19 protein-coding genes are annotated in these 22,295 nt (G+C 60.0%); 12 read left to right on the top strand and 7 right to left on the bottom strand.

The features are described from left to right. The first annotated feature begins 60 nt into the window (after positions 1-60). The 4 genes from DW349_RS15215 to DW349_RS15200 all read left to right on the top strand — a co-directional run bounded on the left by DW349_RS15215 (position 61) and on the right by DW349_RS15200 (position 2,773). Positions 61-660 carry an anthranilate synthase component II gene (locus DW349_RS15215; RefSeq protein ID WP_108124370.1) on the top strand — a complete coding sequence of 200 codons (600 nt, stop codon included), beginning with the start codon at positions 61-63 and terminating at the stop codon, positions 658-660. 63 nt (positions 661-723) lie between these two features. After that, positions 724-1,761 carry an anthranilate phosphoribosyltransferase gene (trpD, locus tag DW349_RS15210; RefSeq protein ID WP_108124036.1) on the top strand — a complete coding sequence of 346 codons (1,038 nt, stop codon included), beginning with the start codon at positions 724-726 and terminating at the stop codon, positions 1,759-1,761. Further along, positions 1,761-2,594 (top strand): indole-3-glycerol phosphate synthase TrpC, encoded by an 834-nt coding sequence (trpC, locus tag DW349_RS15205; RefSeq protein WP_420820670.1) that lies wholly within the window; start codon positions 1,761-1,763, stop codon positions 2,592-2,594. The genes trpD and trpC overlap by 1 nt, the downstream gene beginning before the upstream one ends. Then, positions 2,594-2,773 carry a hypothetical protein gene (locus DW349_RS15200; protein WP_108124035.1) on the top strand — a complete coding sequence of 60 codons (180 nt, stop codon included), beginning with the start codon at positions 2,594-2,596 and terminating at the stop codon, positions 2,771-2,773. The genes trpC and DW349_RS15200 overlap by 1 nt, the downstream gene beginning before the upstream one ends. Before the next feature lie 118 nt (positions 2,774-2,891). On the opposite strand, the gene DW349_RS15195 is transcribed toward DW349_RS15200, so the two are convergent. Continuing rightward, complete coding sequence (locus DW349_RS15195) at positions 2,892-4,703, bottom strand: DEAD/DEAH box helicase (RefSeq protein WP_108124034.1); 1,812 nt, start codon at positions 4,701-4,703, stop codon at positions 2,892-2,894. A gap of 290 nt (positions 4,704-4,993) precedes the next feature. On the opposite strand from DW349_RS15195, the gene DW349_RS17690 reads away from it, so the two are divergent. The 3 genes from DW349_RS17690 to pepD all read left to right on the top strand — a co-directional run bounded on the left by DW349_RS17690 (position 4,994) and on the right by pepD (position 7,170). Next, positions 4,994-5,197 carry a type II toxin-antitoxin system HicA family toxin gene (locus tag DW349_RS17690; protein WP_108124368.1) on the top strand — a complete coding sequence of 68 codons (204 nt, stop codon included), beginning with the start codon at positions 4,994-4,996 and terminating at the stop codon, positions 5,195-5,197. Between the two features lie 54 nt (positions 5,198-5,251). Beyond that, positions 5,252-5,602, top strand: coding sequence for a type II toxin-antitoxin system HicB family antitoxin (locus tag DW349_RS15185; protein ID WP_232819262.1), 351 nt, complete (start codon positions 5,252-5,254; stop codon positions 5,600-5,602). A 110-nt stretch (positions 5,603-5,712) separates the two neighbouring features. After that, a complete protein-coding gene (pepD, locus tag DW349_RS15180; RefSeq protein ID WP_108124032.1) occupies positions 5,713-7,170 on the top strand; it encodes a beta-Ala-His dipeptidase in 1,458 nt (485 codons plus the stop codon). Between the two features lie 120 nt (positions 7,171-7,290). Here the strand turns inward: pepD and DW349_RS15175 are convergent, their stop codons facing one another. From DW349_RS15175 to DW349_RS15165, 3 genes are all read right to left on the bottom strand, one after another. Next, positions 7,291-8,688 (bottom strand): HDOD domain-containing protein, encoded by a 1,398-nt coding sequence (locus tag DW349_RS15175; RefSeq protein WP_108124031.1) that lies wholly within the window; start codon positions 8,686-8,688, stop codon positions 7,291-7,293. A 117-nt stretch (positions 8,689-8,805) separates the two neighbouring features. Next, on the bottom strand, positions 8,806-10,875 hold the full coding sequence (gene recG, locus DW349_RS15170; RefSeq protein ID WP_108124030.1) for an ATP-dependent DNA helicase RecG: 2,070 nt from the start codon (positions 10,873-10,875) through the stop codon (positions 8,806-8,808). Positions 10,876-10,913: 38 nt separating this feature from the next. Beyond that, entirely contained in the window at positions 10,914-11,834 is a 921-nt protein-coding gene (locus DW349_RS15165; RefSeq protein ID WP_108124029.1) for a hydrogen peroxide-inducible genes activator, read from the bottom strand. Positions 11,835-11,970: 136 nt separating this feature from the next. Here DW349_RS15165 and DW349_RS15160 point away from each other — a divergent pair, with 136 nt between their 5' ends. The 3 genes from DW349_RS15160 to DW349_RS15150 all read left to right on the top strand — a co-directional run bounded on the left by DW349_RS15160 (position 11,971) and on the right by DW349_RS15150 (position 14,346). Continuing rightward, positions 11,971-12,786 carry an NAD-dependent epimerase/dehydratase family protein gene (locus DW349_RS15160; RefSeq protein ID WP_108124028.1) on the top strand — a complete coding sequence of 272 codons (816 nt, stop codon included), beginning with the start codon at positions 11,971-11,973 and terminating at the stop codon, positions 12,784-12,786. A gap of 87 nt (positions 12,787-12,873) precedes the next feature. Further along, entirely contained in the window at positions 12,874-13,536 is a 663-nt protein-coding gene (locus DW349_RS15155) for a dienelactone hydrolase family protein (protein WP_108124027.1), read from the top strand. A 3-nt stretch (positions 13,537-13,539) separates the two neighbouring features. Next, positions 13,540-14,346 (top strand): substrate-binding periplasmic protein, encoded by an 807-nt coding sequence (locus DW349_RS15150; RefSeq protein ID WP_108124026.1) that lies wholly within the window; start codon positions 13,540-13,542, stop codon positions 14,344-14,346. Here DW349_RS15150 and DW349_RS15145 read toward each other — a convergent pair. The 3 genes from DW349_RS15145 to DW349_RS15135 are packed head-to-tail and all read right to left on the bottom strand — an operon-like array spanning position 14,332 to position 18,538. Next, positions 14,332-16,137: a sensor domain-containing diguanylate cyclase gene (locus DW349_RS15145; RefSeq protein ID WP_108124025.1), complete on the bottom strand. Its 1,806-nt coding sequence runs from the start codon at positions 16,135-16,137 to the stop codon at positions 14,332-14,334. The two genes, DW349_RS15150 and DW349_RS15145, sit on opposite strands and share 15 nt — an antisense overlap. Before the next feature lie 21 nt (positions 16,138-16,158). Beyond that, the gene (gene ppnN / locus DW349_RS15140; protein WP_108124024.1) at positions 16,159-17,523 is read right to left on the bottom strand and encodes a nucleotide 5'-monophosphate nucleosidase PpnN; all 1,365 of its coding nucleotides are present in this window, start codon (positions 17,521-17,523) and stop codon (positions 16,159-16,161) included. A 58-nt stretch (positions 17,524-17,581) separates the two neighbouring features. Further along, positions 17,582-18,538: a homoserine kinase gene (locus tag DW349_RS15135; RefSeq protein ID WP_108124023.1), complete on the bottom strand. Its 957-nt coding sequence runs from the start codon at positions 18,536-18,538 to the stop codon at positions 17,582-17,584. A gap of 127 nt (positions 18,539-18,665) precedes the next feature. Here DW349_RS15135 and polA point away from each other — a divergent pair, with 127 nt between their 5' ends. Together polA and DW349_RS15125 are read left to right on the top strand one after the other, a co-directional pair. Then, entirely contained in the window at positions 18,666-21,488 is a 2,823-nt protein-coding gene (gene polA, locus DW349_RS15130; protein ID WP_108124367.1) for a DNA polymerase I, read from the top strand. Between the two features lie 65 nt (positions 21,489-21,553). Continuing rightward, the gene (locus DW349_RS15125) at positions 21,554-22,273 is read left to right on the top strand and encodes a ZIP family metal transporter (RefSeq protein ID WP_108124022.1); all 720 of its coding nucleotides are present in this window, start codon (positions 21,554-21,556) and stop codon (positions 22,271-22,273) included. Positions 22,274-22,295: the final 22 nt, after the last annotated feature.

Raw genomic sequence — 22,295 nt, 5'->3', positions numbered from 1 at the left:
TACAGCAGGCTTTGTGCCAGTGCTAAACTCGCCAGCCGTTTCCGCCCGACCGTTGCTGCCATGCGCATTCTGATGCTCGATAACCACGATTCCTTCACCTACAACCTGGTGCATTACCTCCAGGAATTGGGCGCTGAGGTGGTGGTGCGGCTGAGCGATGCGATTACGCTGGCCGAACTGGATGCGCTGGCACCGGACGGCCTGATGATTTCTCCCGGCCCGTGCACGCCGAACGAAGCCGGCATTTCCATGGCGGCGATTGCGCATTGTGCCGGTCGCCTGCCGATTCTCGGCGTCTGCCTGGGGCATCAGTGCATTGCCCAGCTGTACGGCGGTAACGTCGTGCGTGCGCCGCGTGTGATGCATGGCAAAACATCGCAGGTCCGGCACCAGCAACAGGGCGTGTTCGCCGGTTTGCCACAGCCGCTGACAGTGACGCGCTATCACTCGCTGGTGGTCGATGCAGCGTCCTTGCCGGCCAAACTGGAAGCGACCGCCTGGGTGGATGACGCCGACGCAACGGTGTTGATGGGTTTGCGCCATCGTTCCTTGCCGATTGAAGGCGTGCAGTTCCATCCCGAATCCATCCTTACCCAAAGCGGCCATGAGCTGCTGGCGAATTTTCTACGCCAGATCGACGCGGCCAGCCGTGCGGAGTGAACGCTGCGGGTTTGATCTGATATAGTCGTCAGTCCCCGATTTAGCGCCGCAGGAGCCGCCGTCATGGACATCAAAGCCGCCTTAAAACGCATTTCCGAACACGGACATTTCAGCCAGGACGAAATGCAGGCCGTGATGCGCCTGATCATGACCGGCGAATGCACCGATGCGCAGATTGGCGCTTTCCTGATGGGCCTGCGCATGAAAGGCGAAACCATCGAGGAAATTACCGGCGCGGCGCTGGTGATGCGCGAACTCTCGGCCAAGGTCGAAGTCAGCGGTGATCATCTGATCGACACCTGCGGCACCGGCGGCGACGGCCAGGACTTGTTCAACGTCTCTACCGCCGCTGCCTTTGTGGCCGCTGCCGCCGGTGCGCGCGTTGCCAAACACGGCAACCGCGGCGTGTCGTCCAGTTCCGGCAGTTCCGATTTGCTCGAAGCCGCGGGCATCAACATCAACCTGACGCCGGAACAAACTGCGCGCGCCATCGATTCGGTTGGCGTCGGTTTTATGTTCGCGCCCGCGCACCATTCGGCGATGAAACACGCCATCGGCCCGCGCAAGGAATTGGGCATGCGCACCATTTTTAATTTGATCGGCCCACTGACCAATCCGGCCGGTGTAAAACGCCAGGTAATAGGCGTGTTCAGCGCGAATCTGTGTGAGCCACTGGCGAATGTGTTGAAGCGTTTGGGCAGCGAACACGTGCTGGTGGTGCACTCGCGCGACGGTCTGGATGAATTCAGCATCGGCGGTGCCACCGAAGTGGCCGAACTGAAAAATGGCGAAGTCAAAACCTACACCGTGCGGCCGGAAGACGTTGGCTTGGCGACGCAGGGTTTGTCTGGTCTGGCGGTGAAATCGGCGCAGCAAAGTTTTGAAGTGATTCGTGCCGCGCTTTCCGGTGCTGACGATGAAATTGCTGCCCGCGCGGCCGACTTGATTGCCTTCAACGCCGGCGCAGCCATCTATACCGCCGGCGTGGCGCAGTCGTTGGAAGCCGGCGTATCGATGGCGCAGGATGCGATTTCCACCGGCATGGCGTTCGAAAAACTGAAAGAGCTCGCCGCCTTTACCGATGCGCTGGCAGGTGCCTGATGAACCGCACTTCGATGGACAACATTTCGATGGACAGCACTCCAACCATTCTGAAAAAAATTCTGGCGCGCAAAGCCGAAGAAATTGCCGAGCGTTCGGCGCGGGTTTCGGTCAGTGAATTAGAGCAACGCTTTGACGACCAACCGGCGCCGCGCGGTTTTGCTAAGACAATGACTGAGCGCGTCTTACGTGGCGAATCGGCCGTGATCGCCGAAGTGAAAAAAGCCTCGCCGTCGAAAGGTGTGTTGCGCGAACACTTTGACCCGGCCGAGATTGCGCGCAGTTATGAAAAAGGCGGCGCGACTTGCTTATCGGTACTCACCGACCGTGATTTTTTTCAGGGCCATGAAGACTATTTAATCGCCGCGCGGAACGCTTGTTCGTTGCCGGTGATCCGCAAGGATTTTCTGGTCGATTCGTATCAGGTGACCGAAGCGCGCGCCATCGGTGCCGACTGTATTTTGCTGATCGTCGCTGCCTTGCAACCGACGCAATTAAAAGCGCTGCACGATCAGGCGTTGGAGCTGGGCATGGATGTGTTGGTGGAAGTGCATAATGCCGAGGAAATGCGTCAGGCATTGGCGCTATCGACGCCGTTGATTGGCATCAACAACCGCGATCTGCACACCTTTAATTTAACGCTGGATACGACGCTGACGCTGAAAGATATGGTCGATGACGGCCGCACGCTGATCACCGAAAGCGGCATTCTTGAACCGGCTGATGTGCAGTTGATGAAGTCCGAAGGTATTCACGGTTTTCTGGTGGGTGAAGCCTTTATGCGTGCCGACGATCCGGGCGCACGATTGAACGAATTATTTGGAGCAAACTGATGCCGCCGATTATTCCCATTCTGCTGGTTTTATTAATCGCCATTTTTGTGGTGCTGAAAATAACTTCTGCGCGTGGCTCGGAAGTGTCGGAAGAACAGATGGCGACTTACAGCAAGTGGCTGCGTATTTTGGTACCGGCGGTGCTGATTGCGGCGGCGATTCGGTATTTTTTCTTTTAAGCGTTGGCTTAAAAGAAAGGGAGACGCTGAACGCACGCTGCGCTGACGGGAGACGCTTGATACACACCGCAGCAAGCTGCGGTGTCGCTAACTGGCGTCTCCCGTCTCCCGTCTTCCGTCAAGCGTCTCCCGCTTTCCCTTTGCGATGTGGCGTTTTAGCCCGCGGCTTGCGCGGTGCAGCGCCCTTGGGCTTGTCACCCCTGGGCTTGTCGCTGCGTGGACGTTCGGCACGCGGTGCGTCTTTCTCGTCTTCATGCCAAACGCGTAAATGCAGTGGACGACCTTTGACGCGTGTCTTGCGCAATTGCTCGAAAATTTCCTTCGGCATGCCGGACGGCAGATCGACCAGGGTGTAGTTGTCGCGTATGGAAATGTTGTTGATGAAGCGACCTTCGATGCCGGCTTCGTTGGCAATGGCACCGACGATGTTGCCCGGTTCGACGCCGTCTTTACGGCCGACGTCGAGGCGGTATTTCTGGGCGTCGTAATCCAGCGGTTTGTCGGCTTTCGGTGCGCGTTCGCGCCGCGGACGGTCGCCGCGATCACCGCGCGGAGCGCGTTCGCCACGGCCTTCGCCGTCGCCCCGTTCACGCGCCGGGCGCGGTTTCGGGTCTTCCGGAATCTGCAGCGGCCGGTCTTCCTGCGCCATCATGGTTAAGGCGGCGGCGAGGTCGCGCAATTCGATGCCATCGCTTTCTACCCAGCCATCGACCAGCGCACGGAAGAAACCGAGATCGGCGGTTTCGATGCGGTTTTCCAGATCGGCGCGGAAGTTGGCGGCGCGGTGTTCACCCAATTCAGCAGCGTTCGGCAGCGGATAGGGTTTGATGACGGCTTTGGTGACGCGTTCGATGTCGCGCAGCAGACGGCGCTCGCGCGGTTTGACGAACATGATCGCCTTGCCGGAACGACCGGCGCGGCCGGTACGGCCGATGCGGTGAATGTAGGTTTGCACATCGCCGGGAATGTCCCAGTTGATGACGTGGCTGATGCGTTCAACGTCCAGGCCGCGAGCGGCAACGTCGGTGGCAATCACCAGATCGAGCTTGCCGTTTTTGAACTGGGTAATGATGTCTTCGCGTTGTTTCTGGGCCACGTCACCGCTCAGTGCGGTACAGGCGTGGCCGCGTGCGGCGAGTTTTTCCGCCAGGAACTGGCTTTCCACCTTGGTGCGCACGAACAGGATGGCGGCGTTCCACTCTTCCACTTCCAGAATGCGGGTCAGGGCTTCGAGCTTTTCGATGCCACCGACGTGCCAGACGTACTGGTCGATGTTGCCGAGTGAGGTCTGGTTGGCCTGAATTTCGATGCGCGTCGGGTTTTTCAGGTACTGCTCAGTCAGGCGTTTTACCTGCGGCATCATGGTGGCCGAGAACAGCGCGACCTGCTTTTCAGTCGGGGTGTGTTCCAGAATCCAGTCGATGTCTTCGACAAAGCCCATGCGCAGCATTTCGTCCGCTTCGTCCAACACCAGGTGGCGCAGGTTCGATAAATCGAGCGAGTTGCGACGCAAATGGTCCATCACCCGGCCTGGTGTGCCGACGATGACTTGCGGGTTTTGCTTCAGGCCGCGCAACTGGTTGCGCATGTCGGCGCCGCCGTAAATCGGCAGCACGTGAAAATTGGGCAGGTCTTTGGCGTACGCCTGGAAGGCCTCGGCCACCTGAATCGCCAGTTCGCGCGTCGGGCACAGCACCAGCGTTTGCGGCTCGCGCGAGTTGGTGTCCATGCGGCTGAGTAACGGCAGCGCGAAGGCGGCGGTTTTACCGGTACCGGTCTGGGCAAGGCCGAGAACATCCTGGCCGGACAAGACGGCGGGAATGGCCTGCTGCTGAATCGGGGTGGGAGTCTCGTAACCCAGACGGCTCAATGTTTCGAGCAACGCCGGAGCCAGACCCAGTTCTGAAAAACGGGGGCTATCGGTGGTCATGCTAATTTTCCTCGAGGGCCAGCGCTCGCTGGCAACGACTGCGACAGGAGCCGTGTTCGAGGGCGGACCGAGGCTGAGATCAGCGTGAATCGGGCCGGGCACAACCGCCAAAAAGCGGGATCAAGAAACGGGCTCCTTACCAACCCCGGCGCCGGTTTCCGACCGACCCTGGGGCAAAGGGGCGCGGAGTATAGCGAAGCGCAATGGCGCTGTCTGTTTTTTTGTGAAGTCTTTGTTGATTGAAGGTCAGCAGGGTAGTCGATTCGCTGTGGGTGTGTAATATACACACTATGAATAGTGTAGCCATCATTAAGCGACTCTTTGTAGATCAAAAACAACGCGAAGGATGGCGGCGGGTAGGCGGCAAGGGTGATCACTCGAAATTCAAACACCCGGACAAGCCCGGCCACGTCGTAGTGCCACATCCACGGAAGGATTTACCGATCGGTACAGTGCGCAATATATACCGCCAGGCCGGCTGGGAGTGGAGGTGAACCATGCTTTATCCAATCTATATTCATCCCGGTAACGCTACGGAAGCACACGGAGTGACGCTGCCTGATTTTCCGGGTTGTTTCTCCGCTGCAGACGACTGGGAAGCCATCCCAGCCGCTGTGCAGGAAACGATAGAACTGTGGTTTGAAGGGGAAGATATCGAGGTACCCGATCCCACACCGCTGGAAACACTGGCACGGGACGATGCGTATGAAGGCGGTGTCTGGATGTTGGTCGATATTGATACCACTCGGCTGACCGGGCCATCCAAACGCATCAATCTGACGGTGCCAGTGGGGGCGTTGCGAACCATTGACGCGGCCGCCCGGGTGCATCACGAAAGCCGCTCCGCCTTTCTGACGCGGGCCGGTTTGGCCTTGGCCCGGCGTGAACAGAATCAATGATTCGCTGCAGGGCGTGGTCATTTACCCCCCGGATGAGTAAGCTACGGAGCCTTCAGAACCGCCGGTAGGGAGCGCCGGGGACGTTCGTTATCCTTTATTCCGGTAGCCTTATGATTCCTGAGCATTACCCCAGCCAACCTGAACACCTGTGGCGCCATTTCTACGCCATCACCCAGATTCCACGCCCGTCGGGTAAAGAAGAAGCCATTCGTGCGCACATCGTTTCGCTGGCCGAGCAGCATGGTTACGACCACGCCGGTGATGCGGCGGGCAATCTGGTGGTGTATGTGCCGGCATCGCCCGGCAGTGAAGGCGCCGAAACCGTCGTGATTCAGAACCATCTGGACATGGTGACGGTGAAAACCGGCGACAAAGAACACGATTTCGACACCGACCCGCTGACGCTCAAAGTCGAGGACGGCTGGCTGAAAGCCGACCGCACAACGCTGGGCGCCGATAATGGCGTCGGTGCCGCTGCGGCTTTAGCGGCGATGACCGACCCGAGCGTGGTGCATCCGCCGCTGGAACTGCTGTTCACCACCGAGGAAGAAACCGGCCTGCACGGCGCGTCTGGTCTGGATGCTTCGTTGTTGCGCGGCACTAAGCTGATCAATCTGGACACCGAAGAGTGGCCGGAAATCTACATCGGCTGCGCCGGCGGTTACGGTTACGAGGCCGGCCGGCAGATTATGATGAAGCGGCCGCGACCGGGCCTGGTCAGTTACCGTTTGCATTTGAAAGGGCTGACCGGCGGCCATTCCGGCATTCAGATTCATCAGCAATTGGGCAACGCTAACAAGCTGCTGACCGAGATACTGAAAGACGCCAGCGATCTAGACTGGCAACTGAGCCGCATGCGTGGTGGCGTGGCGCACAACGTCATCGCCCGCGAGGCCTCGGCCGATCTGTTTGTGAACACTGACCAACTGGACGATTGGCAGCGCATCGCTAACGCCGCGCGCGAGCGCTGGCTGAGCTATTTGCCGCAGAACGATCACGGTCTGCAATGGACGCTGGAGCCGGTCGAGATCGACGAGCCGTTGGTGGCGTCAAGCGCCGACACCCGCACGCTGCTGAATCTGCTCAGCGTCATGCCGCACGGCGCCCAGCGCTACAACCTGAATCAGCCGGCCGATCTGGTGGATTTGAGCGTGAACATGGCGGTGGTGTCGTTGCGCGACGGCGAATTCCGACTGCAAACCAGCCTGCGTTTCTTCAACGCCGACGAAGCGCGGCCGCTGAAACAACATCTGGAAGCGCTGTTCGAAACCTTCGGTCTGGTGCCGCAGGTGATTCTGGATTACCCCGGCTGGAACCCGGATTTCAGCAGCGAGCTGGTGGCGCGGACGCGCGCGCTGGCGAACCAGCAACTGAATCGGCAGCCGGAATTGAAGGCGATTCACGCCGGTCTGGAATGCGGCATTCTCAAGAGCAAGAAACCGGAACTGGACATGGTGTCGTTCGGCCCGACCATCCTGGGCGCTCATAGCCCGGTGGAGCGCTTGGAAATTGCGACGGTGGAACCGTTCTGGAAGTTGTTGAAGGAATTACTGAAGGATCTGGCCTGAAGGCCAGATCCGGGAGACGCTAAACGCACGCTGCGCTGACGGGAGACGCGAGTTAGCGGAAAACCTATCAAGCGTCTCCCGTCTCCCGTCGAGCGTTAAGCAGAGTTAATCGCTTCGCGATTAACTCTCAAGCCCCTGCACAATCACCGCTAACTGATCTTTCGCCTCGAAAATCTCGTTCATGGCGTCTTCGACGTCGTCCGGCGACAGGTGCAGATAGTCGTACACCGCCGGGTCAAACTCGTGCGCGAGGCCGGGCAGCAAACCGTGTTTCTGCAACAGATGATTGGCCAGATACACCAGTTGGGCGTGGTCGGAATGCGCGCCTTGGTAGTGCGGTTCAATCTGGTAGCGAATGCCCAGGCAGACTTCGTTCGGCATCTTCCAGTAGTGCAGCAGTGAGGCGGCAATCTGATCGCCGGTGATGCCGAGCAGATGTTGTTCGATGTGCTGATGCGGCAAATGACGGTTGGTTTCCATCATCCGGCAGGTGGCGGAAAAGTGCGGCCGGAAGGCGTGCGCCAGAATCAGATAACCGAAGTTGTGCAGCAGGCCGGTTAAATACACCAGGCCAAAGCCGGGCCGGAATTCGCGCGGAATTTTCGCCAGCAAGGCGCCGCAGGTGGCGGCGACAAACACCGCCCGGGTCCAGTAGGAGGAAAAACCTTCTGGTTGGTCATCCGGCATTTCCAGCGTTTTACCGAGCGCCAGACCGAGCGCCAGGTTCATCACCAGATCGTAACCGAGCACGCGCACGATGGCGTCTTGCACCGATTTGATCGAACCCGGTGCGGCGTAATACGACGAGCTTGCCCAACTGACCACTTGCGCGGCCAGGCTCGGGTCTTTCTCGACGATACGACTGAGTTTGGTGATGTCGGCGTCTGGGTCGGCGCGCAAGCGGATGATGGCTTGAGCGGTTTCCGACAGCGGCGGAATTTCCAGTGTTTCGGACAGCCGCTGGCGAATGCGCAGGGCGGTGAAACTGGTGACGGCGCGGTAGATTTCGTTGCGGTCGTGCTCAAAAACGCCGAGGTCGTCGATGTCTGGCAACGGCTCTGGCAGATCGACGCACAGATCGAAAATTCGGGTGCTGTCTTTGTGTTTCAGTTCGGCGCCGCTGCGTACCCGGATCAGTCGATCGCTGTTGCCGGAGTGCACAAAAAAATCTTCGGCGCTGAACAGGCGTTGGTCGATGTAGGTTTCGGCGTCGACCAGATCGTCAAACGCCGGCAGTGTGTTGACCGATAGCTTGGCTTTGATGCGGTCGATGTCGGGCGTTGCCAGCGGCTCGAGTTTGCGGCCGGTCTGGCGATGAATTTTTTCCAGATCGAGGAGGGTATCGGAGCGGAAAAATACCTGGACCATGCCAAAGGTATCTCGCAACAAGGTGACTTCTGCGTGCATGTGTTTGACGCCGGTTGGTCCGGTTTCGGGTTGAATACCGTGTTTGCTTAGGTGTTGTCTGACCAGAAAAGGTACCTCGGGCGTTTGCGGCTCAGCCGTGGCTTTCTGCATGAGATCAAAATCCTTTTCATCCGTGATCGACAGCCTGGGAACTATGGTTGCCGTTTGGTGGTTCCGCAACCTTGGAGCGACGGAAAAAACCGCTTGGTTGTGAAAAAGCCGAATTGGTCACACTTGGCCGTAGCGGTCTGCACCCCAGAGCCAGCGCTGCACCAAAGGTTCGACGTGAGATGGGTATTGTGCCGTCAATTGCTTGGCGAGTTCGGGAATGACATCGAGCCAGCGGCGGTCGCGTTCCAGGTCGGCGACGCGGAATTCCAGCGCGCCGGTCTGGCGGGTGCCGAGCACTTCGCCGGGGCCGCGCAATTTTAAATCTTCTTCGGCGATGCGGAAGCCGTCGCTGGTCGAGCGCATCACTTCCAAACGCTGTTGCCCTTGTGCCGACAACGGCGAACCGAACATCAGTAGGCAATGGCTGTCGACGGTGCCGCGCCCGACCCGGCCGCGTAACTGATGCAATTGCGCCAGACCCAGACGCTCGGGATTTTCGATGATCATCACCGAGGCGTTGGGCACATCGACGCCGACTTCGATGACGGTGGTGGCCACCAGAATGTCGAGTTGCCGATCTTTGAACGCCTGCATCAAACGGTTTTTGTCGGCCGGTTTCATGCGCCCGTGCAACAAGCCAACGCGGCGATTGGGCAGCGCGCGTTGCAACGCATCGGCCGTCGCCTCGGCGGCTTCGGCCTGCAACTCTTCCGATTCCTCAATCAGCGTACACACCCAATAGACTTGCCGGCCGTCGCCGCAGGCGGCATCGACACGGCGTACGACGGCATCGCGGCGGTCCTGGCTGATGACGGTGGTAGTCACCGGCGTCCGGCCCGGCGGCAGTTCGTCGATGATGGAGACATCGAGATCGGCGTAGGCGGTCATTGCCAGGGTGCGCGGGATCGGCGTGGCGGTCATGGTCAATTGGTGCGGCAGGCCGTGTACGGCTTTTTCTTTCAATGCCAAGCGTTGATGCACACCGAAGCGGTGCTGTTCGTCGATGATCACCAGACCCAAACGTTGATACTGCACCGCCTCCTGAAACAGGGCGTGGGTACCGACCGCCAGATGCACCTGGCCGCTGGCGAGATCGTCGAGCACTTCGCCGCGCTGGCGTCTGCCCAGCTTGCCGGTGAGCAGACCGCAGCGCAGACCGAGCGGTTCCAGCCAGGCGCTCAAGGTGCGGAAATGCTGTTCGGCGAGCAGTTCGGTCGGTGCCATTAAGGCGACTTGATGATTGGCTTCGATGGCCTGCAACGCGGCTAACACCGCGACTAAGGTTTTGCCGGAGCCGACGTCGCCCTGCACCAGACGCAGCATTGGCCGGGGGCTGGCCAGATCGGTCTGGATGTCGGCCAGCACGCGTTGTTGCGCGCCGGTCAGCGTAAACGGCAGTTGCTTTAATAAGGCGCTGACCAGCCGTTGGCTCGGCGGCAGCGGTGTAGCGCCGGCGGCCTGGGTGCGTTGGCGCATCTGCATCAGGCTTAAGTGATGCGCCAGTAATTCCTCCAGCGCCAGCCGTTGTTGCGCCGGGTGTTGGCCGGAGAGCAACGCTTCGGTGTCGCTGTCCGCTTGCGGGTGGTGCAGTGTTAACAGCGCTTCGGTCAGCGACGGCAAACCCCAGCCAGCCAGCCAGTCTGGCGGCAACCATTCAGGCAGGCCGCCCTGTTGCTTGAGCGCGTCGATGGCTTGATCGACCAGCGAACGCAGGCGGTTCTGGTTCAGGCCGTCGGTGCTGGGGTAGAGCGGCGTCAGGGCGTTGTCGAGCGGTGGGAAGTCGCCTTCGTCGCGCACTTCGTATTCCGGGTGCATCATTTCCAGGCCGGTCGAACCCTGGCGCACTTCGCCGTAACAGCGAATGCGGGTGCCGGCGCGCAGTCGCACTTGTTGCGCTTTGCTAAAGTGGAACAGCCGCATCGACAGCAGGCCGGTGCCGTCCTGAATGCGGCAGATCAATGAACGGCGCTTGCCGAACACCACCTGCGCACCGCGCACCTCGCCTTCGATGACCACGGCCATGCCAAAGCGCAACCGGCCAATCGGCGTGATGCGGGTGCGGTCCTGATATTTATAGGGCAGATGAAACAGCAGATCGCCGATGGTGTTCAGCCCCATACCCTGGCATTTTTCCGCCAGTTTGGGGCCGACGCCTTTGAGTTCTGACAGCGGTTGGTCGAGCGACATGGCAAGGGCTCAGGCCAAGGGAAGAAAGCGAAGCGGTGTTAAGCCGCTTCGGGTGTTTTGCACTGACGAATGCAGGTTTCCAGCAAGTCGATGGCTTTCGGCCGCGGGAAGCTGGCACGCCAGGCAAGCGCAATAGTGCGACGCGGCGCTTTGCCAGCGAATGGCCGCACCGCCACTTGCTTGTCGTTGTACAGCGTTGAGCCGGTGGCCGACTTGGGCAGAATGGTCAGCCCCAGGTTGGACGCCACCATGTGCCGCAGAGTTTCCAGGGAGCTGCCATCGGCCATGGTGCGCACCTGGCCTTTGGGGTCGCGCGAGGCCGAGGCGATGTTGGGGCAGGTGCTGAAAATGTTGTCGCGGAAACAATGGCCTTCGCCGAGCAGTAACAGCGGCTCTTCGATCAGCCGTTCGGCGGCGATGGCTTTTTCCTTGGTCAGCGGGTGGTCGGCTGGCAGCAGCACTTCAAAATCTTCGTCGAACATCGGCTTGGTCAGCACGTCCGGTTCTTTGAATGGCAGCGCGATGATGATGGCGTCGAGCAAGCCGTCGCGCAGCCGCTGGCGCAAGGTGCCGGTGAAGTTTTCTTCAATTTCGAGCGGCATGTCCGGCGCCAACTGACGCAATTGTGGAATGATGTGCGGCAGCAGGTACGGGCCGACGGTGTAGATAACGCCCAGTTTCAGCGGGCTGGACAACTGGTTTTTGCCGGCGTGCGCCAGATCTTCGATCTTGTGGCTTTCTTCGAGCACACGCTGCGCCTGCTCGACAATGCGCTGGCCGATGGGCGTGACCTGAACGCCGCTTTTGCCGCGTTCGAAAATGGCAACGCCGAGGCGATCTTCGAGTTTTTTGATGGCGACGCTTAACGTCGGTTGGGCGACAAAGCAGCGCTCGGCCGCTTTGCCAAAATGCCGTTCCTGGGCCAGCGCCACTATGTAGCGCAGTTCTGTCAGAGTCATGGGATGATCGTCCGCTGCTGGCCGGCCAAGGTAGGGGCATAACCCCAGTCGGCGGGTTGAAACCGGGCCTGGTTAGGTACAGGCTATGAAGGCGTAAGCTATCGAAAACGGGTTTTTAATACAAGTGAATAATGATATGGCAGGCACTCAGCTGTTGGCCGGCGTCGGCGATTTGAACCGACGCGTCGTCCGACGCTTTCTGGAACGCGGGAAGCAAGTGGTCGGTTTTCGCCGCCGTGCGGCCGATCCGTCGCTGGGGTTTGAACAACAGTCGCTCGATCTGGCGACACAGCGGTGGCCGGATGTCGGTGCCGCCGGTATCGTTGTCGCGCTCTCAGCAGGCGAGCGCACACCCGAGGGTTATCGTCGCGCCTACGTTGAGCCAATACAGCAACTGGCGGCCAGTCTGGCCCATTGGTCACAACCGCCGAAGCGCGTTGTGGTGGTCAGTTCAACGCGTGTTTACGGCGCCGACGATGGCCGCGATATGGACGAGACCAGCCCGCCCGAACCCACAGACTGGGCCGGTGAGCTGCTGCTCGAAATGGAAGCGCTGGTCGCAGACCTGCCGGTGCCGACGGTGGTCGCGCGCCTGAGTGGTCTCTACGGCCCGGGTCGTGATTGGCTGCGGCGCCAGGCGCGTAAAGCCGATGTTGAACCGCCAGCACGCAACCACTGGACCAATCGCATTCACATCGACGACGCCGCAGCGGCGTTGGTGCATCTGATGTTGGACGTGGCCGAGCCCGAGGCCTGCTATCTGGTCAGCGACCGTCAGTCGGCGCCGCTGTTTGATGTGCTCGCGTATTTGCGGGAACTGGAGTCTTTGCCAGCACTGGCCGATACCCCGGTTATCGACGGCGGCAAACAGCTGCGTGCCGACCGGCTGGCCGGCAGCGGCTTTGTTTGGCGCTATCCGGATTTCCGCGCTGGCGGTTATGAATCCCAGTGAACGCCGGCTTCGGTCGGTGTTTGACCCTTAGGTGTGTTGCCTGCCAAGGTGTTTGCGCCCCCGATTTGCAATGGAGTAACGGCCCCAATGAACAGCCCGGTTTCAGCCTCAATGCCCCCCGGTTACGACGCCCCCAGCCACAGTGAAGCCGCGCCCGGCGTGTTGGTGTTGCACGCCTGGTGGGGCCTGAACGACGACGTGCGTCGCTACTGCGATGCCCTGGCGCAGGCGGGCTTTCACGCCTTCGCGCCGGATTTGTATCAAGGCCAGGTAGTGACCACGATTGACGCCGCCGAAGCAGCCGCCAATGCCATGGATCGCCAGCAGGCGATGGCGACGATGGAGCAAGCCGCGCATTGGCTGGCGCAGCAAACCGGCGAAACCGAGTCGGGTGTCGCTGCGGTGGGATTCTCGTTGGGGGCGTTTCAGGGGCTGGGTCTGTCGATCGCCCAGCCGTCGTTACTGCACAGTGTGGTCAGTTATTACGCCGCCCGGCCCGATGAGTATCAAGCGGCCACGGCCCGCTATCAGGCGCATCTGGCGGATGATGATCCGTTCGCCACTGACGAAGAAATCGATGAGTGGCGCGATGCGTTGCAACAGGCCGGTCGGCCGCTGGACCTGCATCGCTACCCCGGCACCGGCCATTGGTTCGCTGAACCATTGCGCTCAGATGTCTACCAGCCCGAGGCTGCCGATATGGCGTTTCAACGCACCCTGGCGTTTTTGCGCGCCGGCGCAGAGGACTGACCGATGCACGTCTGGCGACGTATGGCGCTGTTTATGGCGGTCCTACCCGCACTGGCAGCGGCCGAACCAGTGAGCTTGCAAGTGCTGACCGAACATTCGCCGCCGGGTGAATACCTGGGCGCCGACGGCCGCGTCACCGGCGCCACCGCCGACATGGTGCGCGAACTGATGCAACGTCAGGGGCTGGAGGGCGACATAACCTTGCTGCCGTGGGCGCGAGCCTATGCGCTGGCGCAGGAAGGTCCGGATATTGTTTTGTTTGAAACCGCCCGCACCGCTGAGCGCGAAGCCCGGTTCAAATGGGTGGGGCCGATCAAGCGAGTGGTGTCGGGTTTATACGCCCGTGCGGACAGCGATGTGGCCGTGAACAGCCTGGACGACGCCCGTCAGGTTCAAGGTATCTGCGCCTACCTGGGCGGTTCAGGCGGCAATCAATTGAGCGAGTTGGGGTTCACCAACCTGGAGCGGCCAGCGCAGCCGGACCAATGCTTGCGCATGTTGCAGCACGGTCGGGTGGAGTTGTGGCTGACCAGCGATATCGGCCATCGACCATATCTGCTCGAATCCGGTCTGGACGAGTCGGCGCTGCGACTCGCGTACAGCCTGGAATACCGCTACCTGTATCTGGCGTTTTCGCTCGATGTGCCAGACGCCACCGTCGCCGCCTGGCAAGCCACGCTCGATGCCATGAAAACCGACGGCACGCTGGCTGAGTATTATCGCGGCCATTACCCCGACAGCATGATTGACGCGCTCAGCGTCCCCATTCAGCCCATGTTGCCGTGGCTGGAACCGTCAGTCGCCGACTGAGGCGGCTACCACCTGGTTGCGACCGGCGTCTTTGGCGCGATACAGCGCCTGGTCGGCGCGGCGGAAAATCTGCGTTAGTGGCTGATCAGCCTGACCCCCGGCCCAACCGACGCTGAGCGTCAGTTGCACGTCAGGCGCTTCGTCAATGCGGATCCGGCTGATGGCGTCGCGCGCGGCTTCCAGCAACGACGGCAACTCGGCGTCGTCGAGGCCGTAACACACCAACGCAAACTCCTCACCGCCCAGCCGCGCTACCAGCCGTGGCCCCGTGGATGGCGTCAACAGCACCTGTTCCAAGGTGTTGGCGACCGTCTGCAAGAAGCGGTCGCCCACCGGATGGCCGTAGCTGTCGTTGACCTGTTTGAAGTGGTCGAGATCGAAGATGGCGGCGTGCAGCCGGGCCTGAGTCAGGCGCGCCAGGCGGTGGTGCAGTTCGCCGAAATCGTCCAACTGGCGCCGGTTGGGCAGGCCGGTCAGCGGATCGGTTAACGCCATCTGACGCAAACGACGATTGCTTTCGGCCAGTTGCTGGGTGCGTTCTGCCACTTCCTGTGCCAACCGGTCGGCTTGAGCCGTCTTCAGTTCCAGCGATTCCTGTTCGACTTTCTGCCGACGCAGAATCGATTGTCGCAACTGAAAACCGAGCAGCACGAAAAAGCCCAGACTGGTCATACCGAGGCCGGCCAGACAGAGCGTAATCAGCGCGTCGGTGTACGGAATCCAATCGAGCCAGGCGAGCAGCAGCGCCAGCGCCGCCATCAGCATGGGTGCCCAGATCAGCGCGAACAACCGGGCGCGTCGCGAACCGCCACGAATTTCCATCACCAGCATGGCCACGATCAGCACCAGTACGACGAATAGCCAATAGATGGCGAACTGAATCAGCCAGGTGCGCTCGGCCACGATTGCCAGAATCAGCCCGCCAATCACCAGCACCGGCAACAGGCCTTTGATCACTCCCGACAGTCGCGGTTGATGGGTGCGACCGCGAAGCATGGTCGGTGCCATCCAGCCGAAACTCAGCGCCAGCAAATAGGTGCTGAACGGCCCGGCGACGTAATTGACGCCCAACGCCCGCGGCCACAAATATTGAAAGCCGTAGCCAAACACCTGCAGGAAAAACAACATCGCCGCCAGATTGAACAAGCCAAAGCCCAGATACGCCGGAATGCGCGTCGCGCCGTAGGTCACTAAGCAGAGGCTGGCGAGCACGATGACGGTGGCGAAAAACAGGCCGTTGCGGATGGTGCGTTTTTCCGCCCAGTGCAGATAGGCCGAGGGCACCCACACCGACATCGGCAAGCGAATCTGCCGGCTTTCAATCCAGCCGCTCAGTGCCTGGGTTTCGCCGGGATGCAACACCACCGGAAACAGAAAACTGGTGTGGTGAATCGGGCGGGTATCGAACGGCAGGTGATCGCCCGTCAGCCAGTGCTGGCCGCCGAGCGTCAGGTCGATGTAGTCGAGCGTGGACTCATCCAGATGCAGCCACAGTTTGGTGGTGGTGTCGGTGGCGTTGTGCAGCTTGGCGCGGAAATGCAGCCGTACGTCCTGACCGGTAAAACGCGACGCTTCCAGCGCTTGCAGCGCCACCCAGTCGTCGTCGCCCGGTGGTTGATCGGAACGCTGCACCGCAACCTCCAGGTGACCGTCCAGCCACAGCCGATCCTCACCCTGCCAGAACAGCGGCGGTGCATGATCGTGCGCCTGAGCCGGGCTGGAAAACACAGCCAGACTCAGGGCCGCACCAAACAACGGGCGGAGGATGACAGAACGGAGCACGGTGACCACAGGGGTTTCCCAATAGCGCGCTCAGCGACGCACCCGATAACAGGGGATGTAGTCGCTGCCCGGCAATTTCATGCGTTGCTGGCGTACAAAGGCTTCGAGCAAATCGTCCAGCGGTTCCAGAATGTCGGCATCGCCGTGCAAATCATAAGGGCCTTGTTCTTCAATCAGGCGAATACCCTGTTCTTTGACGTTGCCAGCCACGATGCCGCTGAACGCCCGACGCAGGTTAGCGGCCAGCAAATGCACCGGCAGATCTTTGCGCAAATCCAGCTTGGCCATGTTGGCGTGTGTCGGCTCGAACGGACGCTGATATTCCAGATCGATGTGCAATTGCCAGTTGAAGTGATAGGCGTCGGCCTTGCCACGCCGGAATTCCTGGACGCGCTTGATGCCCTGCGCCATCTCACGCGCGGTCTGGGCCGGGTCGTCGATGATGATCTTATAGCGTTGCTGGGCGGCGTAACCGAGCGTGCGGGCGATGAAATCGTGCAGTTGCTGGAAATACGGCTCGGCCGATTTCGGGCCGCTGAGCACCAGCGGAAACGGCAGCTCGGCGTTTTCCGGGTGCAGCAGAATGCCGAGCAGGTACAGCAACTCTTCAGCGGTGCCGGCGCCGCCGGGGAAAATCACAATGCCGTGGCCGACGCGCACGAAGGCTTCGAGGCGTTTTTCGATGTCCGGCAGAATCACCAGCTCGTTGACGATGGGGTTCGGCGCTTCGGCGGCAATGATGCCCGGTTCGGTCAAACCCAGATAACGCGCATGGCGAATGCGCTGCTTGGCGTGGGCGATGGTCGCGCCCTTCATCGGGCCTTTCATCGCGCCCGGGCCGCAGCCGGTGCAGATGTCCAGACCGCGCAAGCCCAGTTCGTGGCCGACGTCCTTGGTGTATTCGTATTCTTCGTGGCCGATGGAATGGCCGCCCCAGCACACCACCATGCGCGGTTCCTGCGCCGGCACCAGCACCCGGGCGTTGCGCAATAAATGAAACACGTAATCGGTGATGCCGTCGCCGCTGTCGTGCGTCAGGCGTTTGCTTTCGATTTCGCTCTGGGTGTAAACGATGTCGCGCAGCGCCGAGAACAACATTTCGCGCGTTGAGGCGATCATCTCGCCATCGACAAAAGCGTCCGCCGGGGCATGGTGCAGATTCAGCCGGATGCCGCGATCCTGCTGGACGATTTCGATCTCAAAATCCGGGTAGGTTTCCAGAATGGTCTTGGCGTTGTCGCTGTCCGAACCGGTGTTGAGAATCGCCAGCGCGCAGCGACGAAACAGTTCGTAGTGACCAAATTCGACCGATTTGAGCTTGTGAACTTCACGTTGGGACAGCACTTCCAGGCTGCCTTTGGGGGTAACGGAGGCATTCAGAGTGGCACGTTGCATTCAGTCTTCCTGTGAGCTTACTGCGTCGAATGAGCGGTTTTTGACCGCCCTTGGACGTTCAGTCTAGCGCCAGAAGCAACATCTCGCCGAATTTCGAACGCTGCGCCAGCGCCTGTTGCGCCAGCGCCTTCATGGCACCGGGGTCTTTGATGGTGATCTGGCTGGGGTCGGCGGTGTCGTCAAACGCCAGTGCGCGGCTCAGCCAGAAGCGCGTCGCGGCCTGTACCACCAGGGTTGGCAGCGCTGCGATTTCCTCTGCCTCCAGCGGGTGCTGCTGATGGTAGCTGCGCACGAAATCGCAGCTTTGTTGCCAGTCCAACTCGCCCTGAGCATTCAGACACCAGTCGATCAGGCAGATGGCGATGTCCAGCGCGTAGGCGTCTTCACCGGCGAAATACCAATCGATGATGCCGGCCAGTTCATCGCCGTCGAACAGAGCGTTGTCGTGAAACAGATCGCCGTGAATCACGCCGCGCGGCAGATGGCGCGGCAGGTCGTCGAGTGCCGCCACGGCTTCATTGAGCAACGCCTGATCGGCTGCCGCAAAACCGGGCGCTAACACCGCCGCCTGTGCGCGAATCCAGCCGGCATCGTGGCTGTGCGGCCGCTGGCCGTTGAAGCGGGCCGTGCTGCGGTGAATGCTCGCCAGCGCCTTGGCGAGCGTCTGAGCGTGTTTCGGGCTGGCTTGATGGTGCTGGCCGATAACGCGCTCGAATATCACCGCCGGCTTGCCTTTGAGCGTGGTCAGCAGATTGCCCTCGGCGGTGCGATACGGCTGCGGCACGGCGCAATCGTCGTCGTGCAGATGCTCGCCCAGCGACAGGAAAAATGGCAGTTCCTCGGCGCTGTGCTTTTCGAAAATGGTCAGCACGAAGCGGGCGAGGTTGGTATCGATGAAATAGTTGGTGTTCTCGGTACCGGCCGAGATGCCCTGATGATCGCCGTAGCGACCCAGAGTGTATTGGTCGAGGAGTTGTTCGATGTCGGAGCGCGAAAGCTCGGTAAAAACAGACATACGGTTTCGTCGGGCACCAAGGGACAGCGAGTATAAACGGCGTAAGGCGCGCGGCCCAGCCTTGAGTCCCTAAGCGCTGAGTGAGCGTGTTAACATGCCCGCCGGATTGATTTGGGAAACCGCACAGATGGCAGACACAAAAACCGGCCCCGTCGTATTGGTGGATGGCTCTTCGTACCTGTTCCGCGCCTTTCATGCGCTGCCGCCGCTGACCAATTCCGAAGGCCGCCAGACTGGCGCCATCAAAGGCGTGATTTCCATGCTGCGGCGTCTGGTCGATCAATACCCGGACAGCTGCATCGCCGTGGTGTTCGACGCCAAAGGCCCAACCTTCCGCAATGAAATGTACCCCGACTACAAAGCCCACCGGCCGCCGATGCCGGAAGAACTGGCCGAACAGATCGAACCGATTCACACCATCGTACGCGCGCTCGGTTTGCCGTTGTTGTCGATCAGCGGCGTCGAAGCCGACGATGTGATCGGCACGCTGGCGCGCCAGGCCACCGAACACAAGCTGGAGTGCATCGTCAGCACCGGCGATAAAGACATGGCGCAGTTGGTCAGCGAACACGTCACGCTGATCGACACCATGAAAAACGAAACGCTCGACATTCCTGGCGTCAACAACAAATACGGTTTCCCGCCCGAGCGCATGATCGATTACCTGGCGCTGATGGGCGACAAGGTCGACAACATTCCCGGCGTGCCCGGCGTCGGCCAGAAAACCGCGCTGGCGTTGATTCAGGGTTTGGGCGGCCTGGACGACATCTACGCCAACCTCGATAAAGTCGCCGACCTCGATTTTCGCGGCGCCAAAACCATGGCCGCCAAACTCGAAGAACATCGCGATCAGGCTTATCTCAGTTACGAGTTGGCGACGATCAAACTCGACGTCGAACTGGACGTCACCTTGAATGCGTTGGCCCCGGCCGACCCGGACACCGAAGCGCTGCTGGCGCTGTATCGCCAATTCGAATTCAAAACCTGGATTCGCGAACTGACCGGCGAAAACGAAGATCCGGCCGCCGACAAAGCCGCACAACAAACCGCAGCGTCAAACGGCTCAAACAACGGCGCGAAAAAAGCCGACTCCCGCCCCAGTCTGGAAGCGCCGAAAGAAACCGATTACCGGGTGTTAACCTCGGTCGAAGCGCTGGAAAGTTTTCTCAAAGAAGCCGACGCCAGTGGCAATTTGGCACTGCTGGCGGTGCGCGAACTCGGCCATTATCACCAGTCCGATCTGGTCGGTCTGGCGCTCGCCGCCAAAGCGGGTTTGGGCGCCTACGTGCCATTAATTGCCGAGCAGGGCGAGACGCTGACTGAAGCGCAATTGTGGGACGCCGTAGGGCCGCGTTTAGCGAGCTACGCGGTGCGCAAAACCGGCTACGATTTCAAATCGCTGTGGCACGTATTGAACCCGCGCCAACTCAAAGCCAGCCATTTGGGTCGCGATACGTTGTTGATGGCGTTCGTCTACGACAGCACGGTGCGCCGCGACAATCGTCTGAGTAATCATTTCAGCCACCTCAGTCTCGACAATTTATTCCTGCAATACCTCAGCGTAGAAACCAAAACCATCGAAGATTTTCTCGGTAAATTCGGCAAGCGACAGCTACCAATTGCCGCGGCCGATCCGGCCGAAATCGGTCCCTGGTTTGCCGAACGCGCGGACTTAACGTTGCGTCTTGGCGAATGGCTCGACCAGGGCTTGAGCAACCGTGAATTATCCGGCGTCTACGAACACATCGAACAGCCGCTGTCGAAAGTGCTGGCCGAAGTGGAAGACAACGGCACCCTGCTCGACACCGCCTACATCCGCCAGCTCAGTCACGATTTCAAAGCGCGGTTAGCCGAGTTGGAAAAACAATGCCACGAACTGGCCGGCACCGAATTTAATCTGGGTTCGCCGAAACAATTGGGTGAAATTCTGTTCCAGAAAATGGAGCTGCCGGTGGTGAGTAAAACCGCCAGCGGCGCGCCATCGACCAACGAAGAAGTGCTGACCGAATTGTCGCAACAGGGCTATGAATTACCGACGTTGATTTTGCAGTATCGGCACCTGTCGAAACTGGTCGGCACCTACACCGACCCGTTGCCGGAATCGGTCGAAGACGGCACCGGTCGTTTGCACACCTCGTACAACCAGACCGGCGCGCAAACCGGGCGTTTGTCATCGACCGATCCGAACCTGCAAAACATCCCCGTGCGCACCGAAGAAGGCCGCTCGATTCGGCGCGGTTTTGTCGCACCCAAAGGCTGGAAAATCGTCGCCGCCGACTATTCGCAAATTGAATTGCGCATCATGACGCACCTGTCGCAGGACGCGAATTTGATCACCGCCTTTCGTGAGGGCCGCGACATTCACCGCGCCACCGCCGCCGAAGTCATGGGCCTGGCCGAAGCCGACGTCAGCAGCGAACAACGCCGCTCGGCCAAAGCGATTAACTTCGGTCTGATTTACGGCATGTCGGCCTTCGGTCTGGCGAAGCAACTGAACATCAGCCGCACCGACGCCCAGACCTACGTCAACACCTACTTCGAACGCTACCCTGGCGTGCGCCGCTACATGGACGAAACCCGCGCCGAAGCTGCCGAAACCGGCTACGTGGAAACGCTCTATGGCCGCCGTCTTTATTTGCCCGACATCAACGCCGGCAAACAAATGCTGCGCCGCGCCGCCGAACGCACGGCGATCAACGCCCCAATGCAAGGCACCGCCGCCGACATCATCAAACTCGCCATGGTCGACGTCGCCAACTGGTTGCACGGCAGTCGTTATAAAGCGCGCATGGTCATGCAGGTGCACGATGAACTGGTGTTTGAAGTACCCGAAGACGAACTCGAAGCGGTGTGCGACGGCATCCGTTTCCGAATGCAGCATTGCGCGCATTTAGATGTACCGTTGATTGTCGACGTTGGCGTCGGTGATTCCTGGGAAGCAGCACATTGATGCAGCGCAATCAGGCGTTGGTGTTTTAGGTGCATGCTCAGCGAAACATCCCATAAAGGACGGTTATGAACGCGACGCTGCCTAACATCTTGCTGGTTGCCTGGCTGTCGGGTTTGGGTGCCTTTCTCGGTGCACTCATTGCCGGCCTGGAACGCTTTCGCGAAAACCAGCTCAAGCGCGAAATCATTCACGGCGTTATCGCCTTTGGTGGCGGTATTTTGTTGGCGTCGGTGGCCTTTGCGTTGACGCCGGAAGGCATCAAGGATTTAAGCGCGCTGCATCTGGCGCTGGTGTTTATTGCCGGTGGTTGTGTGTTTTGCTGGATGGATATTTGGCTGTCCAAGCGCCAGGGGTCGATGGCGCAATTGATGGCCATGTTGATGGATTACATTCCGGAAGCGATCAGCCTGGGTGCCGTTTTCGGTTACAACCCGCGCCTGGGTTTGTTGCTGGCGTTGATGATCGGTATCCAGAATGTACCGGAAGGTTTTAATGCGTATCGCGAGTTACGCCAGAACCAGCGCCGGCTGCGCATCAAGGCGATTCTGGTGATCTTTTTTGCACTCAGTTTTCTCGGCCCATTGGTCGCCAGCCTCGGCTATTTCCTGTTGCAGGAACGCTCTTCAGTAACCGCCAGCATTATGATGTTTGCCGCCGGTGGCATTCTGTATCTGGTGTTTCAGGACATCGCCCCGCAGGCGCGGATGAACCGCCATTGGACGCCGCCTTTAGGGGCGGTGTTGGGGTTTATGGTGGGGATGTTGTGTCATCAGGTTTTGATGTAGGACGCATCGACCCTGGGCGGCT

This window comes from Saccharospirillum mangrovi (assembly GCF_003367315.1).
Lineage (GTDB): Bacteria > Pseudomonadota > Gammaproteobacteria > Pseudomonadales > Natronospirillaceae > Saccharospirillum > Saccharospirillum mangrovi.
The sequence above is the reverse complement of the archived record's forward strand: the minus strand, read 5'-3'. Positions and strand labels throughout refer to the sequence as shown.